Raw genomic sequence first — 20851 nt, 5'->3', positions numbered from 1 at the left:
CGCGGCGAGGGTATGCGCAACCACCTCCGCAGGCCAGGTCTGCGGCCTCGACCGCAGCCTGATCTGCCCCGGCTCCGGTGGTGTCAGGCGAAGTCGGTGGCGTGGTCGGTGGCCCAGACGTCGAAGCGGATTGCGGGCCGGCCGAGGATCTGCGCGACGGTGTCGGTAGCGGGTGAGTTTCCGGCCGCGGCGTCATCGAGGAAGCGCACCACCGCTGCGGCTTCCTCGGCGGGCATGAAGCGGGAGAACCGCGCGAGGGCGTCACCACGGGTGAGGGCGGTGACGGTCAGGTCCCTACCGATCGCCGCGCCGATCGCGGCGACCTGCTCCCGCTGGGTGATCCGTGCGGGCCCGGTGAGCAGCCCGGCGGTGTCGTCGTCGCCGGTGAGGGCGGCGACGGCGACGGCGGCGACGTCCCGCTCGTGGATCGGCGCGGTCAGCGCGTCCGGCTGGTAGAGCGGCACCGCGCCGCTCGCCTTGATCGGGTACGCCCAGCCGAGCGTGTTCGTGGCGAGCACCAGGGGCCGGATCGGTGTGACGGTCAGGTCGGGAGCGGCCGCGAAAGCCTCCTCGACCTCCCGGTGCTCCTCCGTGATCGGGTTGCCCTTCGAGGTCGGGTGGATGACGCTGCCCGAGGACATCAGCACGATCCGACGTACGCCGGCAGACCCGGCAGCCCTGACGACATCCCGTACGCCCCGGTGGTTGGCGTAGAGGAACACCTGCTCGACACCGTCGAAGGCGGGAACGAGGCTGGCCGGATCGGTCAGATCAGCGGCGTACACGTCGACGCCGTCGGGAAAGTGGCCCGGCTCTGGGCGGCGGGCGGATGCGCGAACCGGGACACCCCGGACGATCAGCTCGTCGAGGACGTATCTTCCGACGCTTCCGCGGGCACCCATGACAAGGGTCGACTTGCTGGCGAGATTGGCCATGACAGGCTCCAGACACGTAATGATCACGCGTCAACGGGCCTTGTCGGCAACGAGGCGTTCCGACGCTTCACCTCGCCGGCGGCAACGGTAGCACCCCGTACGCCGACCGCCGGATAGCCAACGGCTCGGTCAGTAGGGATATCCAGGAATGTTGAGCCGCACGCTGTACAGCCCAGAGTCGCCCCACGGACCCGACGTGACGTAGAGGGTCTGCCGGTCGGGGCCGCCGAACGCCACGTTCGTCGTGCCGGAATTGCCGGGCCGGATCGTGCCGAGCTGGGTGCCCGCGGGGGAGTAGACATGCACCTGAGCGTCCGAGCCCGACGTCCAGTACACGTTGCCGGCGCAGTCGATCGTGCCGCCGTCCGGGCCGCCGATGTAGTTCACGAAGACGCTGCGGGCGCCGATGCTGCCGTCGGGCTGGACCACGTACTTGTAGATCTTGTTCTCGGAGTAGGCGCCCACGTACAGCGCGGTCCCGTCCGGCGAGAGCGAGATGCCGTTGGGCTGGCGCAGACGGTCGTCGACAAGCGACACCTGGCCGCCGGAGACGCGGAAGACGCTGGTCCGCCCGTTCATCTGATCCGGGCGGTTGCCGCGCTGGAAGTTCGGGTCGGTGAAGTAGACGACGCCATCCGAGCGGACCGCGACGTCGTTGGGCGAGTTGAACGCGCGGCCCTGGTAGTTCGCCGCGACGGTGCTGCGGGACCGGTCGCTCAGCCGGTACGCGGACACGTTTCGCTGGTCGTGGGTGGCGGCGACGAGCTGCTGACCGTCGGCGCTGAGCGCCAGGCCGTTACTGCCGGAGTTGGCGATGAACGTGTCGAAGGTCGACGGCGGGGTGAACCGGCGGATCGTCGACGGCTGGACGTTGTACGGCCCAGTGCCGGCGGCCATGTCAGAGAAGAGCAGATAGCCGCCGTCGGCGACCCAGACCGGCCCTTCGAGGAAGGTGAATCCGCTCCGAATCTTCGTGGCCGTCACGGAAGTGGCCGGCAGCGGTGAGCCATAACTGACTCCCGTCGGGCAGACCCCGGCCGGGGCGCCGGGCGGACCGGCGAGCGCCGCACCGGCTGCGGCGGCCGAACCGTGAGCGCTAACATCGACAGTGCCGGAGGGGGCGGCGGCGGCACCGCTGGGGAGTGCCGCGGCGCTGACCGCGAGGCACAGACCGGCCAGCGCGGCAGTGGTTGGACGCCAGTTCATCGAATGCTCCAATCGGCGTCGGTGGCTGCGAACGCTGGTGGTCGACGCCGTACGTGGTGGTGGGGGCCGGCACGGAATGCGTTCCGACCTGCGATGCGGGTATGAGGCAGCCTAGCGCACAAAGACGCTCATCGATGCATAAAGCTCGAGAGGTGGCCGACGAGCGAGAGCATTGCGACGACGGGCGCTCAGTTGGCGTCCAGCACCTCCCGGAGGCGCACGGCGAACTCCTCGGGCTTGCCCGCATAGCCGAACTCGCCGCCGAGGAACCCGCCGTGGTGGCTCGGGAACACCACGGCCTCCTGACCGAGCAGCGCCGCGAGGCCGAGGGCGGTGCGGGCGGTGTACGTACCGGCCGACTCCTCGCCGACCGCGACCACGATCTGGGTGGGCGCTGCGGTGAGCAGGCTCGCGTCCGGGCGGTAGTCGGTGACCGCCCACGAGTTCTTCGACAGCAGCGGATCATCACGGCCACCGTCGTCGTCGGCGGACATGCCAAACATCGCCGGGTCGGGGGTGGGCTGGGCGAAGTAGGCGTCGGTGAATTCGCCCTGCCAGGACGTCATCGCGATGAACGCGGCCATCCCGGCACCCGTGCCCTTCGCCTGGTACGCCTCGTAGAAGCCGGCCCGGGCTCGCTCGGCGGCCGTGGCGTCGGGGAGCACGGCGTTGATCGGCGGTTCGTGTGCCACAAGCGTGGCGACGTCGCCGGGATGGGTGGCGACCAGTTCGAGTGCGGTCACCGCACCGCCGCTGCTGGCAAAGACGTCGACCGGACCGGAGTCGAGCGCCTCGATGAGCGCGTGCAGGTCGACAGCCTGCTGCTGCGGCGTGTGGTCGGAACGACCGTCCGTGCGGACGCTGCGGCCCAGGCCGCGCGGGTCGTAGGTGACGACCGTGCGGTCCGTGAAGTGCGGGGCGAGCGCCGAGAAGCCCTCCGCCGTCATCGGCTGGCCGAGCAGGAGCAAGACGCGGTGGCCGTCGGCCGGAGGCAGCGGGCCGCGGACGTCGTAGACCAGGTCGACGCCGGGAATGACGAGGGTGTGCGTCTGGATGTCCGTCATGCCGATGAGACTACGGTCGGCCCGGGGGAATCGGCGGCGGCTGACGTAGCGCGTCGTCGATGATCCCCGGCAACCGCCGTGCCACCCCGGCGAGCAGGTCCGCGACCTGCACGCGCGGATCGTCGCGAGAGTCGACCATCACCAACCCGGCCAGCGGTGACACCCGGTTGGGGTCTGCCGCCACTGCGCCGCCGTTGTCGGCCAACACTCGTTGGAGGCGGGTCAGTCGGTCGGCCGTCAGGGCGCTCTGCTCGTCGTGGGTCACCAGCACCTGCCGCTGGCCGCCGCTCCAGGTCAGGACCGTCTCCGCCAGCGCCGGCAGCAGCGGTTCCAGCGGGGGAGGAACCGTGCGGTCGTCGCCGTCGAGCCTGGCCACCACGGCCCGTACGTGGCTCGGACTGAGCCCGTCGAGGACGGCGTCGGCCGCCGCGCCGAGCCTGCGTCGCCGCAGCGTGTCCCGGGCCTGGAAGAACCGCTGCACCGTCTGGTCGACCGGAAGCCGCCGCTTCATCCGGACCAGATCGACGAACGCGGACAGGAAGGCGCCCCAGTCGCCGCCGGCCGCGTGTCTGGCCTCGTAGAGGGCGAGAGCAGCCGGACGGTGCTCGCGAGCGAGGCGGGTGCCCGCCGCGTACGACGGCTCGGTCAGCAGGTAGTCGACGATCCGGGTGACGAGGAAGAACTCCTTGTCGATGAGGTGGACGTACGCGCGGCCCGCCAGCGCGGCCAGGAACCACTCCAGCGCCTCGTCCGCACCCGAGCCGCGCAGGATCCGCCCCGACTTGAGCTCGTGCGGTGAGAACCGGAACCCGGATCGTAGGACGGTGATGAGCGCGACGGCCTCATCGACGACCAGGTCGACGCTCGCGTGCGTGATCACCGGGGCGGTCGAGTGCAGCAGGTTCGTGCCCGAGAACCCCGACTCGTCGCAGGCGATCTCCACGACCGCCCCGACCACCTCCGCGCGGCTCGGCGGTAGGCCGCCCTGAAGAGGCGTCCTCACACTCGGGCTCCCGCCATGCCGACCATGGTCACCCGTGCACCGACGGAGGACAACCCGATTGCGTACGGGAGCCACTGTGATCGAGGCGAGTGGTGCTCGATGATCGGTGCATGAACGCGGCGCCGTGGTGGGCAGTGGGGTCAGTGGTGTCCGGCTTCAGATCCAGCTGGCTCGTCCGCTGCGCGCTGCTCGGCAGCACGCTCGTCGTCGCGGCCTGCGGATCAGGCGACGCCGAGGTCACCTACTGGAGCAACGGCGCGGGCCAGAACAGGGCCGTTGAGTCGTACGCGGGTGCCGAGCACTGTGGATGGCAGGACCTGACCTTCCTGCACATCGCCTGGCCGCTGCCGGGTCAGACCGGCCCGGCGGCGAACCGGCAGTACGTCCGGGATCCCGCGGGACGGCTCGCCGGGGAGGTCCTCGCCACCTACGCCCCACGGGCCGACCTGCCGGCTGATGCCCGCACCACCGACTACACCGGCCCGGACGGGCAGCAGCTGTGGTTGGCGCCGAGCGACTCCGACAAGCTGGCGTACGTGGTCTACCCGGATTCCCAGCGGGTAGAGGCCTGGCCCCGTACGACGAAGACACTCGGCTGCGATTGACGGTCCCGGCCGATGCGGAGCCTGACCGGCGGTACGGCTCGGTCACAGCTCTGTTGGCGTTGAACGATCGCGCCTGCCTGCTCCCGTACATCTGATGTATGTGCCTCCAGCCGGGTCGTTGTCGACCTCGTCCTGGCGAATCGCCGTGCCGTGCCGTGTCGGTCCGCCACCGCCGTGCCGTCCCTGCATCTTGCTGACCGGCGGTACGGTGCGGCTCTCACCTATCGATCGACCGTTGCCTATTCTGTGGCCTCGGAGTAACCTTCGCGAAACACATCAGATGTCTGGCTCGACGGGGCCATGTCGAGTCCCACAGTTGTCACGCTTCGGGGTGGCCGGACTGGTCACCGTTTGGAGGATCGATGTCAGACCTGACCCGACGGCAAGCCCTCAAGATCGGCGCGGCCGGCGCGGGCGGCGCTCTCCTGCCGGTGCCCTGGACCGCCGTGGCCCGAGCCGACTCGGTGGCGCCACCGCAGGTGTTGGCCGCCGGGGACCTCGCGCTCTGGTATGACGAGGGGGCCGGCACCGACTGGCTACGGGCGCTGCCGATCGGCAATGGCCGGCTCGGCGCGATGGTCTTCGGCAACGTCGACACGGAGCGACTTCAGCTCAATGAGGACACCGTCTGGGCCGGCGGCCCGCACGACCCCAGCAACACGCGAGGCGCGGCGGCGCTGCCGGAGATCCGGCGGCTGGTCAACGCGAACCAGTGGACCCAGGCACAGGATCTGATCAACCAGACCATGATGGGCAATCCGGGCGGTCAGCTGGCCTACCAGACCGTCGGCAACCTCCGGCTCGCCTTCGGATCGGCCAGCGGAGCGTCCCAGTACGACCGCACGCTCGACCTCACCACCGCCACCGTCACCACGACGTACGTGCTGAACGGCGTTCGGCACCAGCGGGAGGTGTTCGCCAGCGCGCCGGACCAGGTCATCGCGATCCGCCTGACCGCCGACCGGACCGGCTCGATCAGCTTCACCGCCACCTTCGACAGCCCGCAGCGCACCACGGTGTCCAGCCCGGACGGCACCACCATCGGCCTCGACGGCGTCTCCGGAAACATGGAGGGCGTCACCGGCGCGGTCCGCTTCCTCGCCCTGGCCAACGCGACCGTCAGCGGCGGCAGCGTGTCCAGCTCCGGCGGCACCCTGCGGGTGACAAACGCCAACAGCGTGGTCCTGCTGATCTCCATCGGCTCCAGCTACGTCAACTACCGCAACGTCGGCGGTGACTACCAGGGCATCGCCCGGCAGCGCCTCACCGCCGCGCGAGCCAGCAGCTACGACCAGCTGCGCAGCCGGCACGTGGCCGACTACCAGGCGCTGTTCGGTCGGGTCACTCTCGACCTGGGTCGCACCTCCGCGGCCGACCAGACGACCGACGTGCGGATCGCCCAGCACAACAGCGTCAACGACCCGCAGTTCTCCACGCTGCTGTTCCAGTACGGCAGGTACCTGCTGATCTCGTCGTCGCGGGCCGGCACCCAGCCGGCCAACCTCCAGGGCATCTGGAACGACTCGCTGACCCCATCCTGGGACTCGAAGTACACGATCAACGCCAACCTGCCGATGAACTACTGGCCGGCCAACACCACAAACCTGGCCGAGTGCCACAACCCGGTCTTCGACCTGGTCCGAGACCTCGCCGTCACCGGAGCGCGGACCGCCCAGGTGCAGTACGGCGCCGCCAGTGGCTGGGTCACCCACCACAACACCGACGCCTGGCGGGCCACCGCAGTGGTGGACGGCGCGTTCTGGGGCATGTGGCAGACCGGCGGCGCGTGGCTGTCCACGTTGATCTGGGACCACTACCTGTTCAACGGCGACATCGAGTTCCTGCGGACGAACTACCCGGCCATGAAGGGTGCGGCGCAGTTCTTCCTCAACACCCTGGTGACCGAGCCGACCCTCGGTTACCTGGTGACCAACCCGTCGAACTCGCCGGAGCTCAGCCACCACTCGAACGCCAGCGTGTGCGCCGGCCCCACGATGGACAACCAGATCCTGCGGGACCTCTTCGACGCATGTGCCCGGGCAAGCGAGATCCTCGACGTGGACAGCACCTTCCGGGCCCAGGTCCGCGCCACCCGGGACCGGCTCCCACCCATGAAGATCGGCTCGCGCGGCAACATCATGGAGTGGCTCTACGACTGGGTGGAGACCGAGCCCAACCACCGGCACATCTCGCACCTGTACGGGCTGGCCCCCAGCAACCAGATCACCAAGCGCGGCACCCCGCAGCTGTTCGAGGCGGCCCGCCGGACCCTGGCGCTGCGCGGCGACGACGGAACGGGCTGGTCGCTGGCCTGGAAAATCAACTTCTGGGCTCGGATGGAGGAGGGCAAGCGGGCCCACGACCTGATCCGCTACCTCGCCACCACCGCCCGGCTCGCACCCAACATGTTCGACCTGCACCCACCGTTCCAGATCGACGGCAACTTCGGCGCCACCGCCGGCATCGCCGAGATGCTGCTGCAGAGCCACACCGGCGAGCTGCACGTCCTGCCCGCGCTGCCGCCGGCCTGGCCGAGCGGGCGGGTGACCGGCCTGCGGGGTCGGGGCGGGCACACCGTCGGGATCACCTGGGCCAGCGGCGTGGCCACCGAGATCCTTCTCCGGCCGGATCGGGCCGGCACCGTCCGCCTGCGCTCCCGGATCCTGACCGGCACCGTGACAGTGGTCGACACCACCGACGGTACGGCAGCTCGGGTCACCCGGATCGAGTCCGACCTGGTCGAGGTCACCGTGCAGGCCGGACGCACCTACCGGGTCACCAGCTCCGGCGTCGCCACCCCGACGCTTGAGCAGAGCTTCAGCAACGTCGGCATCACCAGCGACAGCAACACGAACGTCGGAAACTTCGACGGCGGCGGGGCGTCGCTCTCCGCGCAGGCCCTGGCGCAGGCCGGTGCCAGCCCGGGCGGCACGATCAGCCGCAACGGGGTCAACTTCCGCTGGCCCAACGTCAGCTCCGGCGCGGCCGACAACGCCATCGCCTCCGGCCAGACCATCGGCGTGACCGGCACCGGCAGCACGCTCGGCTTCCTGTTGACCGGCACCTACGGCGCGGTGTCCGGAACCGGCACGGTGGTCTACGCCGACGGCACCCGCCAGACGTTCACGCTGAGCAGCCCCGACTGGTACGGCGGGCCGCACTCCGGCGGGACCGCGGCCATCGTGTCCGCGTACCAGAACCGGCCCAACAACGGCCGCCAGGCCACCGCCGCCTGCATCTACTACGTGGGCGTCGGGTTGCAGAGCAAGGCGGTGGCCTCGGTCGTGTTGCCCAACATCAGCGCCCGGCCGGCGACGAACGTGCCGACCATGCACATCTTCGCCATCGCCATCGGGGGCTGACGGCGACGGAGCCCACCTCGGGGGAGCGCGTCCGGGCCCGTCCCTACTGGGACGGGCCCGGACGCGTCGGTCACAGCACTAGTGGATGCGCTCCCCGCGGCTCTCGACCCGGAAGTAGTCGAAGGCGACGTCGAGGTCGGTGGAGGTGCCGGCCCGGTTGAAGGCCAGCAGCCCGGCCTTCGACGGCTCGACGTTCAACGTCAGGGCGCCGATGTAGCGGTAGACGCTGCCGTCGCTGGAGTAGTAGGCGCGGTAGCGGTCACCGATCTTGGTCAGTCGCAGCCAGATGGCGCCGTCGGCTCCGACGATTCGCTGAGCGTCGGCACCGGTGATCTCCAGCGTCGACGCCGTGCCGTTCTGTTCGCGGAGGAAGACGATCCGGGCCTTGTGCACGGCTGCGGTCGCGTTGCCCATCTCCCAGGCGAGCTTCACGTAGTTGTTGTCGTCGGCGTACCCGAGAATGCCGCCCTGCTCGTTGTTGCTGGCGAGTGGGCGGGAGAAGACGATCCTGGATTCGACCGTCCAGTCGCCGTCGACGTCCTGCAGGGCCAGGTTCTTCGCGGTGTTGGCGTTGCCCTGGAGGTCGCCCTGCTGCGCGGTGATGACCAGCGACCCGTCGGCCAGACGCCGTTTGCTCTCGTCCGGCCGGACCCACTGCCACTGCGGGCCGAGTTGGGTCGAGCCGAACTCGTCGCTGCCCGCGATTGTGGTGTTCAGGTCCACGGTGTAGACCGACGACGCCGCGCCGTTGGTGACGGTGACCCGAGCCTGCCCGGTGGCGCTTGTCGCCTGCTCGACCAGGACCGAGGCGGCGGGGTCGGTGGCGCTGGCGGTGATCGTCGGCGCGGTCGTGGTGCCGGCCGGCGTGAGGGCGTTGTAGCGCAGCACCGTCGGTGCGAAGGACGTCAGCGGCGCGCCGTCGACGCGCAGGGCGGTCAGCGTCGTGTCGGGCACCAGGTTGAAGACGTAGTTCTTCACGAGCGGGCCGAAGAAGCTCTCCGTGGTGATCTTGACGATCGCCTGTCCGGGTACGCCGGAAGCCTGGGAGATGATCTCGTAACGGGCCTTCCGGTCCGCCGTCCGCACCTTCGTGATGGTCGGCGACGCCCCCGCGGGCACCGGAATCGTGTACGAGGTGTCCGACAGGCTGAAGCCGCCGAACTCCTTGCCGTTCACGACGATCGTGGCGGACAGTGGCGCGTCGTCGACCGGGATGTCCCGCCCGCTGAACTCCTTCCAGTAGCTCACCGACGTGTCCCGCCAGTCGGCCGCATCCGCCTCGTGGACCGCGAGCTTGGCGCGTACCTCGGCGAACCGGCGCGCGTCGATGTCGGGCTGGAGCGCGTCCCAGGTCTCCCGCATCCAGGTCACGTACTGCACGCCCATCTGGTAGCGGTAGACCAGCTCGTCCCAGAAGGTCCGGCCGCTGTCCATCCGATAGCCCCACGGCACGTGGTGGAACCACATCAGCAGGTTCTCCGGGATCGCGTCGATGTTCCCGTAGCGCTGCTGCAACCGGGGGAAGTACTGGGCGGCCAGGTTGCTGCCGGTGGGGGAGCGGTCGAAGCCCAGACCGACGGTGTCGGCCTTGTTGTAGTAGATCGGGCTCCAGTCGTCGCGGCCCGCCCAGTCGGCGGGGTCGGGACGGTAGTGGGCGCCCTCGGCGAACTGGTGGCCGATGCCCAGCGGCGTCTGGTAGCTGACCAGCGACTCCCACGAGCCCATCATCATCTTGCGGATGGTGTCGACGACCCGCCTGTCGTTGCTCCAGGTCATCCGTACCCAGTCGGTGGCGATGTCCGTCGAGTCGAGCGTCCAGTCCCACGCCTGACGCCCGAAGGCGAAGAGGTTCGCCTGGGAGAAGTGTTGCCCGGTCAGGTTGTCGGCGTTGCCGAGGTTGGCGACACCCACGATGGCGGTGTCCGGGTGGTGCTGGGCGGTCCCGTCGACGATGTTGCCGACCAGGCGCTCCTTGAGCAGTTTCCCCTTCGCGTCGGTCGCGTACGTGTCGGTCTTGAGGATCTCCTCGTACATCGGGCCGAGGTAGGCCAGCATCCAGTTCTGGCCGGTGTATTCCTGCGTGATCTGCAGTTCCAGCGCCTGGTTGGTGTTCTCCATCCGGCCGAACATCGGGTGGATGGGCTCCCGGGCCTGGAAGTCGAGCGGCCCGTTCTTGGTCTGCAGGAACACGTTGTCGGCGAAGCGACCCCGGCTTCCGTCCGGCTGGACCTCGTCGTCGATCGGCCCGAACTCCAGGTAGGCCCGCTTGAGCCGGTCGTTGTCGACCTCGGCGTTGTAGACGAACGTGCGCCAGTGCACGGTCATCCCGAGCGGCGCCACGGCGGCGGCGATGGCGTTGGCGCCGTCACCGTGGTCGTACCCGAAGTCCTGTGGCCCCGGCTGGCCCTCCGAGTTGGCCTTGACGGTGAGCCCCATGAAGTCCGGGATCGCGGTCTGGATCTGCTGGGCCCGGCGGTGCCACCAGCCCCGGAAGTCCGCACCGTACGGGTCGAGTTGACTGTTGGTCAGCGTGTCCGGTGCGAACCGGCTGTCGGTGGGTGCGGGTAGCGGATCGACAGGCCCAACCGAATGCCGTACGGACGCAGCGCGTCGGCGAGGGCAGCCTCCTGCGCGATCCGGGCACTTGTCAGGTACGCGTTGTCGGCGTTGACGTTGTTGATGGTGATCCCGTTGATGCCCAGCGACGCCAGCGCGCGGGCCATGACCAGGTAGCGGTCGAGGATGACCGGCAGGTTCCGGCCGGCGCTGGCCCCGGTCGCGGCGAAGTTGAAGACCGCGCCGCTCTCCCCGTTTAGCCCGCCCAGCCCGGAGGCGTTGTTGCCGGCGTAGAGACGCTCGGTCTCCCAGTTGTTCAGCAACCGATGCTTGATCTTCGGTGACTCCGCGACGCGGAGGTGGTCGATGGGCTTCTGGGTCTGCAGGAGTCGGAGGAAGGCGTAGGTGCCGTAGAGCGCGCCGAGGTCGGTGTTGCCGGCGATGACGGTGAACCGTGCCCTGCCTTTCGACACCGAGCGGACGAGGTAGCCCTCGTCGCCCGCCTTGGCCAGGTCTCGCGCCGGGATGACACGGCCCACCAGCGGTGAACTCGTCGGCGTGCCCACCACGACCGCCCCGTCCGGGACCTGGTCGCCGTCGACCGTCACCACCGGGGTCGGTTGACCGAGCAGCCCGCCGAGGCCGCGTACCAGTTCGTCCCGCGCGCCGCCCAGCGTGGTCTCGACGAGCTTCTCGGTCGACCCGGGCGCCATGGCGAGGCCCGTCGTGTGCCGGTGGACCTTTGTGGCGTCGGCGTTCTCGACCACGATCGCGGTGGCCGCGCGGCGGTAGTCGCGCAGCAGCTTCGCGTCGTCGACCGGCACGTACCGCAGCCACAGGTCGGAGCCGCTGTAGTCGTCCGGCGACGGGGCCGCGGCGACAGGCGTCGTGGCGACCGTCAGGGTGGCCGCGACCGTGGCGAGTGCCGTTCCCAGCACGATGAGGGTTCGCCGTAGCCGGGGCACCGATGCTCGGTTCATCGCCATCTCCTCGTTCGTCCGCTGGGGACGCCGTGCGGCCCGTCCCACAAGCGCAACGACGTTGATGGATGGATGCGCGCCGATCCTGTCCGGCGCGGCTGCGCATCGGCAACGAGTTGTCGTTTCTTGTCGCGGGGCCGTGCCGGCCTCACGGCAGGTGGGCCGCCGGGTTGGACGCGGGCCGCTGCCCCACCCACTGTGGTCGGGCCCGACCGGGGCTCGGGTTGCGCGCGGCCGTCGACTGGCGGACCACGAGGCGTACCGGCAGGACCATCGGCCGGCCGGTGTGCCCGGGCGCCCCCGCGATCATCGTGAGCAGGTGCCGGGTCGCGGCCGAGCCCTCCGCGTAGAGCGGTGCCGCGACCGTGGTCAGCCCGGGTGTGACGAGGTCGGCGGCGAGGATGTTGTCGAAACCGACGACGCTGACATCGCCCGGAACGTTGACGCCCATCCGGCTGAGGCCGCGGATGATCCCGATCGCCATCTGGTCGTTGAAGGCGAGGACGGCCGTGGTGGGACGCGCGCACAGCTCCTGCGCGGCCCGCTCGCCGCCGTCCATGGTGGGGCTGAACGGCCCGATCTGGCGCACCTTGATCTCAAGTTCCATGCCCGCTTCGAGCAGCGAGCGCCAGCGAATGCCATTGGGCCAGGACGCCTGCGGCCCCGCCACGTAGGTGATGTGGTCGTGCCCCAACTCGCCGAGGTGCTCGGCGGCCCGCCGTACCCCGCGGGGGTTGTCCGTGACGACACAGGGCACGTCGGCGATGGCGCGGTTGAGGACCACCACCGGCCGCTGCTTGGCGAACATCCGGATGGCCGAGTCGGACATCCGGCTGCTGGCCAGCACGATGCCGTCGACCGTCGACATGGTGCGTTCGACAGCTGCCCGTTCCCGCCGGTCGGACTCCTGGGCGTCGATCAGCACAGTGGTGTACTCGCCGTCGGTCGCGGCCTCCTGCGCGCCGCGCACGATCTCCGCGTACACCGGGTTGGTGATGTCGGCGATGACCAGCGCGATCATCTGCGTGCGGGACGTGGTGAGAGCCCGGGCGAGGGGGTTGGTTCGGTAGCCCAACCGCTCGGCGACCTGCCGGATCCGCTCGGCGGTCTCGGAATTGACCCGACTCGGTCGGGAGAAGGCGCGAGACACCGTGGACGGTGAGACGGCCGCCTCGACCGCGACGTCGTAGATCGTGACCCTCTTGTCCGGCGGCCTGGTGTGGTCGGGCATCTGCATGCTCCTCCCGGCTACGCGCCGTGATCATGCTATGGCGGCCGTGAATACTCGGCAATGCCCTCGCAACAATCGAGCAGCTTTGATCGCCGAGTAGTGAAGGCAATACATGGCAACCCGTTGCCGTCGCGGCGGGCCGGCTGTCTCAATCAGCGGGGATGACACCTGGCGGAGGGAACGGCTCATGGGTATGACGCGGCGCGGCGCTCTCCTGGTCACGGCATCGTCGCTCCTGGTGGGCGCAGTCGGGTGTGGGGCACCCGAGGCGCCCGGCGACAATAAGGGCGACAGCACGGGCGAGGTGCCGCAGCGGCCTGGTAAGGCCGTCACGCTCAACGTCCTCGACGTGGCGGGCAACCTCCAGCTGACCCAGGCGATGATCGACGAGTTCGTCTCGAAGAACCCCGACGTGATCTCCCGGGTGACCTATTCGAAGGCGCCGGCACCGGAGCTGGCCGGAAAGATCAAGGCCCAGCAGGGGGCGGACCGGGTGGACATCGGTCTCGTGCTGACCGGCGTCGACGGTCTGGCCGCCGGGATCGAGCAGGGGCTCTGGATCGACCTGTTGCCGACCTTCCAGGACCGCCTCGGCGGCATGCGCGACTACCTCGAACCGGCCGCCGCGATGCAGAAGCTCGCCGGCAACGCGGGTGTCACCGTCACCTACTACCCGTCCGGTCCGCTGCTCGAATATCTGCCGGCCCGTCTCGCGACGCCCCCCACCAGCGCGGCGGCGCTGCTCGCCTGGGCCAAGGCCAACCCCAAGAAGTTCCAGTACGCCCGGCCGGCCAACTCCGGCCCGGGGCGGACGTTCCTGATGGGTCTGCCCTACATCCTGGGCGACTCGAACCCCAAGGACCCCACTGCGGGGTGGGACAAGACCTGGGCCTTCCTCAAGGAGCTGGGCCAGTACGTCGACTACTACCCGTCCGGCACCACCGAGACGATGAAGAACCTCGCCAACGGCACCGCGCACCTGATCGTCAGCACGACCGGCTGGGACATCAACCCGCGCGTGCTCGGCACGGTGCCCAAGGAGGCCAGGATCACCCCGATCGACGGCTTCCACTGGGTCACCGACGCGCACTACGCCGTCCTGCCCAAGGGCGTGTCGACCGACACCCAGGCCGCGGTGCTGGCCCTGCTGGCGTTCATGCTCACACCGGAGCAGCAGGCGAAGGCGTACGACGAGGGGTACTTCTACCCCGGCCCGGCGATCAAGGGTGTGCAGCTCTCGTCGGCGCCGCAGAAGAGCCAGGACGCGATCCGGCAGTTCGGTCGCCCCGAGTACGACGCGCTGATCAGCGGTAACCCGACCGAGGTCCCGCTCGACGCGAAGAGCCTGGTGGCGGCGTTCAGCCGGTGGGACCGCGAGATCGGCGGCGGGAAGGTCAAGCAGGGATGAGCGCCTTCTCCCAGCTGCGGTTGGACGGGGTGTCCCGCCGGTTCGGCGGCCAGGCCGCGTTGACCGAGCTGGACCTGACGATCGAGGCGGGGGAGTTCATCGCCCTGCTCGGCCCGTCCGGCTGCGGCAAGTCGACGGCGTTGAACTGCCTGGCCGGGCTCCTGCCGTTGACGGCCGGAAGCATCTGGCAGGACGAGCGCCGCATCGACACCCTGCCACCGGAGCGGCGCGGCTTCGGCATGGTGTTCCAGAGCTACGCCCTCTTCCCGCACCTGACGGTCCGGGCGAACATCGCCTTCGGGCTGCGCATGCGGCGGCTGCCCAAGGAGGAGACCCGCCGGCGTACGGAGGAGGCGGTGCGGCTGGTGCGGCTGGAGGACCACGTCGACAAGCTGCCCGGTCAGCTCTCGGGCGGTCAGCAGCAACGCGTCGCCATCGCCCGAGCCGTCGTGTTCGAACCGTCCCTGGTGTTGATGGACGAGCCGTTGAGCAACCTCGACGCCAAGCTGCGCCTGGAGATGCGTACCGAGATCCGCCGGCTGCACCAGTCGCTGGGGCTCACCACCGTCTACGTGACCCACGACCAGGAGGAGGCGCTCTCCCTGGCCGACCGGCTGGTGGTGCTACGCGAGGGGCGGGTGCAGCAGATCGGCTCGCCGCGCGAGCTGCACACCCGGCCGGCGAACTGGCACGTCGCCGACTTCATGGGCTACCGCAACCTGTGGCGGGGGCGGGTGGGGCAGGTCGACGGCGACCGGGCCACCGTCGAGCCGTCCGGCCATCGTCTGCTCGGCGAGGTGGTGGGGAGTCTGCGGCCCGGGGTGGACGCAGTGGTCGCGGTACGCCCCGAGGACATCCGCGTCGACGGGCCCGCCGAGACCCGCAACGCCATGTCGGCGACCGTCGAGGTGGTGGAGTATCAGGGCCGCGAGTTGGCGGCCGAGGCCCGCACCGACACCGGGCTGCTTGTGCACCTGCGGACCGAGCACCGGATCGCGCCGGGCGACGAGATCAAGCTCGCCATCGACCCGCAGCGGCTGCTCGTCTATCCGGCCGACGCGTCGGCCCAGACCGACCGCCTCGCCGACGCCGCGGGGGCGACGCGGTGAGCGACGCCGGGCCCGGGAGGCCACTGGCGCACTGGCAGCACCGTCTCGCCGAGCGGGGCATCGACCGTCAGCTCTGGTTGCTGGTCCCCGCCCTGGTCTTCGTCATCGCCCTGTTCCTCTACCCGTTCTTCTACGGGTTGACGCTCTCGTTCCAGCCGACCAAGGGTGGGCCGCTCAGCGACTACGCCCGGTTCTTCTCCGACTCCTACGAGCGGGGCACGATCTGGATCACGCTGCGCATCGCGTTGCCCGCCGCGCTGCTGAACGTCCTCGCCGCGGTGCCGATCGCCTACCGGATGCGCGGTCGGTTCCGCGGTAAGCGGCTGGTCACCACGCTGCTGGTCGTGCCGATCACGCTCGGCACGGTCCTCACCGCGCAAGGGTTGCTGAACTTCCTCGGCCCGACCGGCTGGTTCAACCGGACCCTGTTGGCCACCAACCTCGTCGACGAGCCGGTGCGGCTGACCCACAACTACTGGGGTGTCTTCTTCTCGCTGGTGATCACCGGCTTTCCGTTCGCGTTCCTGCTGGTGCTCTCGTACCTGTCCGGCATCGACCCGACCCTGGAACGGGCGGCTGCGACGCTGGGCGCGGACTGGCGTCGTCGGTTCACCCGGGTGACCCTCCCGCTGCTGATGCCCGGCCTGGCCACGACGTTCTGCCTGACCTTCGTGCTGGCGTTCAGCGTCTTCCCGTCGGCCGTCCTGGTCGGCAACCCGGCCGGCGAGACCCGGGTCATCTCGCTCGCCGCGTACCAGGCGGCGTACGAGCAGTACGACTACCCGTACGCGTCGGCCATCGCCATGATCATGGGATTCGTCGAGCTGGTCATCATCGCGGTGGTGCTGGCCGCTCGCAGCCGTTTCTACACCGGCTCCACCGGAGGCAAGGGCTGATGGCAACGACCACCCAGGCGCCACCAGCGCGGCCCCCCGCCACCACCACCGACCGGCGACGACGCATCGCCGCGCGACCGGCCGCCTGGATCGTGTGGGGCGTCGTCATCTTCTTCTTCGTCAACCTGCTGGGCGTCGTGGCGTCCGTGCTGGTCAGCTCGTTCGGCAAGCGGTGGTTCGACACCTGGCTCCCGGACGGCTACACCACCAGCTGGTATGCCCGGGCCTGGGACGAGTTCGCGCTCCTGCAGGTCATCACCGTGACCCTGGAGGTCTCCGTACTCGTCGTGGGCCTGTCGCTGTTGATCGGCGTGCCGGCCGCCTACGCCCTCGCGCGGCGCTCGTTCCCCGGCAAACGGCTGATCTTCCTGGTGTTCCTGCTGCCCATCCTCATGCCCCCGATCACCTACGGCATCCCGCTGGCAACAGTCCTCTACAAGTTCGGCCTGGCCGGGCACATGTCCGGGGTGGTGCTCGCCAACCTCGTACCGTCGGTGCCCTTCGTCATCCTGACCATGACCCCGTTCATCGAGCAGATCGACCCGCGGATCGAGAGCGCCGCGCGGATGTGCGGCGCCGGCCTGCGGACGGTGTTCCTCCGGATCCTCACGCCGCTGCTCGTGCCGGGCATCCTCGCCGCCGCGATCCTCGTGCTGGTCCGGACCGTGGGCATGTTCGAGCTGACCTTCCTGACCGCGGGGCCCGACTCGCAGACCCTCGTGGTGGCGCTCTACTACTCGATGTCCGCGTCCGGGATCAGGGCCCAGCAGTCGGTCGACGCCATGGCGGTCATCTACACCTCGATGATGCTGGTCCTGCTCGTCGTCGCACTGCGATACGTCAACCCGACCCAGCTCGTGGCGCGGGTCAAGGACGAACCCGAGCACTGAGGCCCGCGCCGGCCGCCTCGTCGAGGAGCTCGCTCAGGTGGCCCGCGACCGTGATGAGCGCGGGCAACCTCGTGCGCAGGCCACGGTAGGCCGTGGCGAGAGTGGGGTCGACGGCGACGGGCTCGGTGCCGGCGACCCCGGGGTCGAGCTGGGTGACGGCGTCCGAGAGGTCACAGGCATGGCCGATCGCGAAGAGCCCGAGCGCCGCCGCGCCGAGGGTGACCTCGTCGGCCGTCCTCGCGACCTGGACCGGACAGTCCAGGACCGCGGCCATCACCTCGCGCCACAGCGGCGACCGGAAGGCACCGCCGGTCAACCGAACGCTGCCGACCGGCGTCAGCTCGGCCAGCCGGTCGCGGACACCGCCGAGTTGCAGGCAGACACCCTCCACGGCAGCCCGGACGAGGTGCCCGCGTGAGTGCTCGCTGCGCAACCCCAGAAATGCGCCAGGCGGGCTCCAGCCTCCGGCCAGGGCATCGTCGGCCAGCAGATAGGGCAGCATCACGAGCCCGTCGCTGCCGGGTGCGATCCGTTCGGCGAGATCCAGGAGCGCGGGTGCGGCACAGTCGTCACCGAGGGCGCGTCCCGCCCACCGCACGACGTTGCCGCCGTTGCTGACCGCCCCGCGGACAACCCACGCGTCGTCGGTCAGCGCACCGCAGGAGAAGGTCTCCGCCGGGTCGACGAGGGGCGCCGCGACAACCGTCCGCAGCGCCCCGGTGGCCCCGAGCGTCAGGCCGCCGACAGTGCGGTCGATCGCCGCCGCGCCGAGGCTCCCCAACGGACCGTCGCCGGCGCCGACGACGACGGGTGTGCCGGAGGGCAGGCCGACCGCGCGTCCGGCCGCCGCCGAGAGCCGCAACACCGCCGTCGTGGGCAGGACCGGAGGCAGCTGACTCTCGGACACCCCGGCGAGATCGAGTACGGCGGAACTCCAGCCCCGACGGTGCACGTCGAACATCCCGGTGCCCGATGCCGAGGACAACTCGCTCACCAACATCCCGGTGAGCCGATGGACCACGAAGTCCTTGAGGCCGATCCACCACCGGGTGGCCGTACAGAGGTACGGCTCGTGGCGGGCGAACCACAGGAGCTTGCAGAGCGGGTTCATCGGGTGCACAGGCGTACCCGTCAACCGGTGCAGCTCCCGGCTCTGGCCGGACAGCCGCAACGCGCGGGCCGCGTCCGCCGAGCGTGCGTCCCGCCGGGTCAGCAGCGGCGTCACCGGGTTCATCGCCGCGTCCAACCCGATCAGGCCGTACCTGGCGGAACTCAGCGCGAGGGCGACCACCTCCGCCCCGGCGGTGCCGGCCACACACGCGGACGTCGCCGCCAGGGTGGCCGCCACGAGCACGTCCGGCTCCTGTACCCGCCAACCGGGCACCGGCTCCAGCAGCGGATACTCCCGTGTCGCGATGTGGCGCGCGGTGCCGTCCAGCGCGAACGCGGCTGCCCGCACGGCCGTGGTGCCTACGTCGACACCGACGATCACCCGACGCTCCGGCCCCATCCGCCCATGGTCGAGCGGTGTCCGGCGGGCCGGCAAGCGGTTGCGCGCAGTTGTCGTCGCGCCGGTCCGCCACCGTCAGACCAGGAACTCCTCCCGCATCCGCGCGCCCAGGTTGATGCCACCGACTGCCCGAGGGCCGGCCGGATCGTGCACGGCGACGGTGTTGTTGCGACGCATCAGCTCCCGGACCGCGGGCGGCAGTCGCGGTGGGTCGTCCATGGCCGCGAGGACCTGCCCGGCACTGACGATCAGTCGATCGGCCAGGGCGGCGGCGTCGGTGTCCACCCGCACCCGGCCGTACTCCCAGCCGGAGGTGGTGAGGTCGAGCACCTCGAACACGCGGGTCACCAGCGGATTCGGGTCGGTCACCCGGTCGAGCCGGGGCGCCCGGTTGCCGACCACCGTGACCGCGGCGGCCACCTGCGCGTACGGGTGGAAGCCACACGGTAACGCGAAGAGCGGCCAGCGCAGGGCCGTGCCGGCTTCCTTCCACAGTGGCCGGTAGTTGCGGCGGTGCACCAGCAGGCGCCGGCCCGTCCGGCGATGGAACTCCTGGGCCTGGGCCTGGAGGTCCACATGGGCCTCGTCGGCGACCTGACTCACGATTCGGGCCGCCACCACCAGGCCGTCGTCGCTGTCGAGCGAATCGGTGAGCGTCTCGACCTGGTCGTTGAACCGGACGTGCGCGTGGGGGCCGTACCGCGACTGGACGTCGCGCAGCAGCTCCTGCTGGCGTCCCGGGTCGAGCTGGACTCGCCTACCGCCCAGCAACCGACGGAGCCAACGCATGTCGCCTCGATTCAGCAGAGCCGTCGCGGACCGCGGCAATGTTAGTGCGTCGGGTTTCCCTCGTGTTTCGAAGGGGGGCTCATCGCGAATCGTCGGGGCCGGCGGCGCAGCACGGCCCTCAAGGCATAGATGACAGTTGAGGGTATGGGAGCGCTCCCGTAACATACCTGTCGCGGCCTGTTAACGCTCACAATCAGTCACTGAGCAGCGACCACCACCAATGTGTAGGCCGCCGTCCCGCGAGGAGGGTGCTATATGGCCAGATCCAGAGCCACAAATGTCGGTCTGGTTGCGGCCGGCGTCGGTTTACTGCTGTCGTCGACGGTTGTCGCGGCGCTGCCGGCCGGCGCCGCGGCCGAGGGTTGTTCGGTGAACTACGCCGTGTCGTCGCAGTGGCAGGGCGGTTTCGGCGCCAACGTGTCGATCACGAACCTGGGTGATCCGTTGAGCAGTTGGACCTTGACCTGGTCGTACGGCGCCGGTCAGACGGTCACGCAGGCGTGGAACACGTCGTTGACGCAGAGCGGTTCGGCGGTGACGGCGAAGAACGTGAGCTACAACGGTTCGGTCCCGACCAACGGCACGGTCTCGTTCGGGTTCAACGGGTCGTGGACGGGCAGCAATCCAGCACCGACGAGCTTCGCCCTGAACGGCGTCACCTGCACCGGTGGCACGACACCGACGACCCCTCCGCCCACGACCCCACCGCCGACCGACCCACCGCCGACGACTCCACCGCCGACGACTCCACCGCCGACCGAGACGTGCAACCTTCCCTCGACGTACCGGTGGTCGTCGACGGGCGTGTTGGCAACCCCGAGGTCGGGCTGGGTGTCGCTCAAGGACTTCACCGTCGCGCCGTACAACGGCCAGCAACTGGTCTACGCCACCACCCACGACACTGGGACCAGGTGGGGCTCGATGAACTTCGGCCTCTTCACGAAGACCGTCGCGCCGTCGTTGTTCTACTTCGCGCCGCGCAACATCTGGGTGCTCGCCTACCAGTGGGGTGGGCCGGCGTTCTCCTACCGGACCTCGACCGACCCGACCAACCCGAACGGCTGGTCGGCGCCGCAGACGCTGTTCAGCGGGAGCATCACCGGTTCGGGGACGGGGCCGATCGACCAGGCGGTCATCGGTGACGGTACGAACATGTACCTCTTCTTCGCCGGGGACAACGGCAAGATCTACCGGGCCAGCATGCCGATCGGGAACTTCCCGGGCAGCTTCGGGTCGAACTACACGACGATCATGAGCGACACGACGAACAACCTGTTCGAGGCCGTGCAGGTCTACAAGCTGCAGGG

Annotated in this window: 16 protein-coding genes; 7 read left to right on the top strand and 9 right to left on the bottom strand. The window is 69.8% G+C overall.

Translation table 11 applies throughout. The features are described 5' to 3' along the window. Positions 1-83 precede the first annotated feature (83 nt). From IF46_RS0108980 to IF46_RS0108965, 4 genes are all read right to left on the bottom strand, one after another. Positions 84-935 carry an SDR family oxidoreductase gene (locus IF46_RS0108980; protein ID WP_030487831.1) on the bottom strand — a complete coding sequence of 284 codons (852 nt, stop codon included), beginning with the start codon at positions 933-935 and terminating at the stop codon, positions 84-86. A 129-nt stretch (positions 936-1064) separates the two neighbouring features. Next, on the bottom strand, positions 1065-2141 hold the full coding sequence (locus IF46_RS0108975) for an SMP-30/gluconolactonase/LRE family protein (protein WP_030487830.1): 1077 nt from the start codon (positions 2139-2141) through the stop codon (positions 1065-1067). Positions 2142-2329: 188 nt separating this feature from the next. After that, on the bottom strand, positions 2330-3205 hold the full coding sequence (locus IF46_RS0108970) for an alpha/beta fold hydrolase (protein ID WP_198041392.1): 876 nt from the start codon (positions 3203-3205) through the stop codon (positions 2330-2332). Positions 3206-3215: 10 nt separating this feature from the next. Then, on the bottom strand, positions 3216-4208 hold the full coding sequence (locus tag IF46_RS0108965; protein ID WP_157562764.1) for a hypothetical protein: 993 nt from the start codon (positions 4206-4208) through the stop codon (positions 3216-3218). A gap of 146 nt (positions 4209-4354) precedes the next feature. On the opposite strand from IF46_RS0108965, the gene IF46_RS0108960 reads away from it, so the two are divergent. Together IF46_RS0108960 and IF46_RS0108955 are read left to right on the top strand one after the other, a co-directional pair. Next, on the top strand, positions 4355-4813 hold the full coding sequence (locus IF46_RS0108960; protein WP_157562762.1) for a hypothetical protein: 459 nt from the start codon (positions 4355-4357) through the stop codon (positions 4811-4813). A gap of 362 nt (positions 4814-5175) precedes the next feature. After that, entirely contained in the window at positions 5176-8175 is a 3000-nt protein-coding gene (locus IF46_RS0108955; protein ID WP_030487826.1) for a glycosyl hydrolase family 95 catalytic domain-containing protein, read from the top strand. 78 nt (positions 8176-8253) lie between these two features. Here the strand turns inward: IF46_RS0108955 and IF46_RS32370 are convergent, their stop codons facing one another. From IF46_RS32370 to IF46_RS0108945, 3 genes are all read right to left on the bottom strand, one after another. Continuing rightward, positions 8254-10704, bottom strand: a complete 2451-nt coding sequence (locus IF46_RS32370) for a DUF1349 domain-containing protein (protein WP_269638664.1) — start codon at positions 10702-10704, stop codon at positions 8254-8256. Beyond that, positions 10701-11711 carry an alpha-glucuronidase family glycosyl hydrolase gene (locus IF46_RS35490; RefSeq protein ID WP_198041390.1) on the bottom strand — a complete coding sequence of 337 codons (1011 nt, stop codon included), beginning with the start codon at positions 11709-11711 and terminating at the stop codon, positions 10701-10703. Before IF46_RS35490 ends, IF46_RS32370 begins: the two co-directional genes overlap by 4 nt. 148 nt (positions 11712-11859) lie before the next feature. Then, positions 11860-12942 (bottom strand): LacI family DNA-binding transcriptional regulator, encoded by a 1083-nt coding sequence (locus IF46_RS0108945; protein ID WP_036391535.1) that lies wholly within the window; start codon positions 12940-12942, stop codon positions 11860-11862. A gap of 187 nt (positions 12943-13129) precedes the next feature. Between IF46_RS0108945 and IF46_RS0108940 the strand changes: the two genes are divergently transcribed. The 4 genes from IF46_RS0108940 to IF46_RS0108925 are packed head-to-tail and all read left to right on the top strand — an operon-like array spanning position 13130 to position 17245. After that, positions 13130-14350 carry an extracellular solute-binding protein gene (locus IF46_RS0108940; protein WP_030487824.1) on the top strand — a complete coding sequence of 407 codons (1221 nt, stop codon included), beginning with the start codon at positions 13130-13132 and terminating at the stop codon, positions 14348-14350. Then, positions 14347-15459 carry an ABC transporter ATP-binding protein gene (locus IF46_RS0108935; RefSeq protein WP_030487823.1) on the top strand — a complete coding sequence of 371 codons (1113 nt, stop codon included), beginning with the start codon at positions 14347-14349 and terminating at the stop codon, positions 15457-15459. The genes IF46_RS0108940 and IF46_RS0108935 overlap by 4 nt, the downstream gene beginning before the upstream one ends. Further along, positions 15456-16355 carry an ABC transporter permease gene (locus IF46_RS0108930; protein WP_051723769.1) on the top strand — a complete coding sequence of 300 codons (900 nt, stop codon included), beginning with the start codon at positions 15456-15458 and terminating at the stop codon, positions 16353-16355. Before IF46_RS0108935 ends, IF46_RS0108930 begins: the two co-directional genes overlap by 4 nt. Then, a complete protein-coding gene (locus IF46_RS0108925; protein ID WP_157562759.1) occupies positions 16355-17245 on the top strand; it encodes an ABC transporter permease in 891 nt (296 codons plus the stop codon). The genes IF46_RS0108930 and IF46_RS0108925 overlap by 1 nt, the downstream gene beginning before the upstream one ends. Here IF46_RS0108925 and IF46_RS0108920 read toward each other — a convergent pair. Then, positions 17223-18755: a gluconokinase gene (locus IF46_RS0108920; RefSeq protein ID WP_084597832.1), complete on the bottom strand. Its 1533-nt coding sequence runs from the start codon at positions 18753-18755 to the stop codon at positions 17223-17225. The genes IF46_RS0108925 and IF46_RS0108920 overlap by 23 nt on opposite strands. Before the next feature lie 75 nt (positions 18756-18830). After that, entirely contained in the window at positions 18831-19544 is a 714-nt protein-coding gene (locus IF46_RS0108915; protein ID WP_030487819.1) for a hypothetical protein, read from the bottom strand. 255 nt (positions 19545-19799) lie between these two features. Here IF46_RS0108915 and IF46_RS0108910 point away from each other — a divergent pair. Next, on the top strand, positions 19800-20851 hold a 1052-nt coding region (locus IF46_RS0108910; RefSeq protein ID WP_030487818.1), incomplete at its 3' end, for a non-reducing end alpha-L-arabinofuranosidase family hydrolase.

It is taken from the genome of Micromonospora chokoriensis (assembly GCF_000718555.1).
GTDB classification, from domain to species: Bacteria; Actinomycetota; Actinomycetes; order Mycobacteriales; family Micromonosporaceae; genus Micromonospora; species Micromonospora chokoriensis_B.
This window is presented reverse-complemented; position numbering and strand designations above follow the sequence as displayed.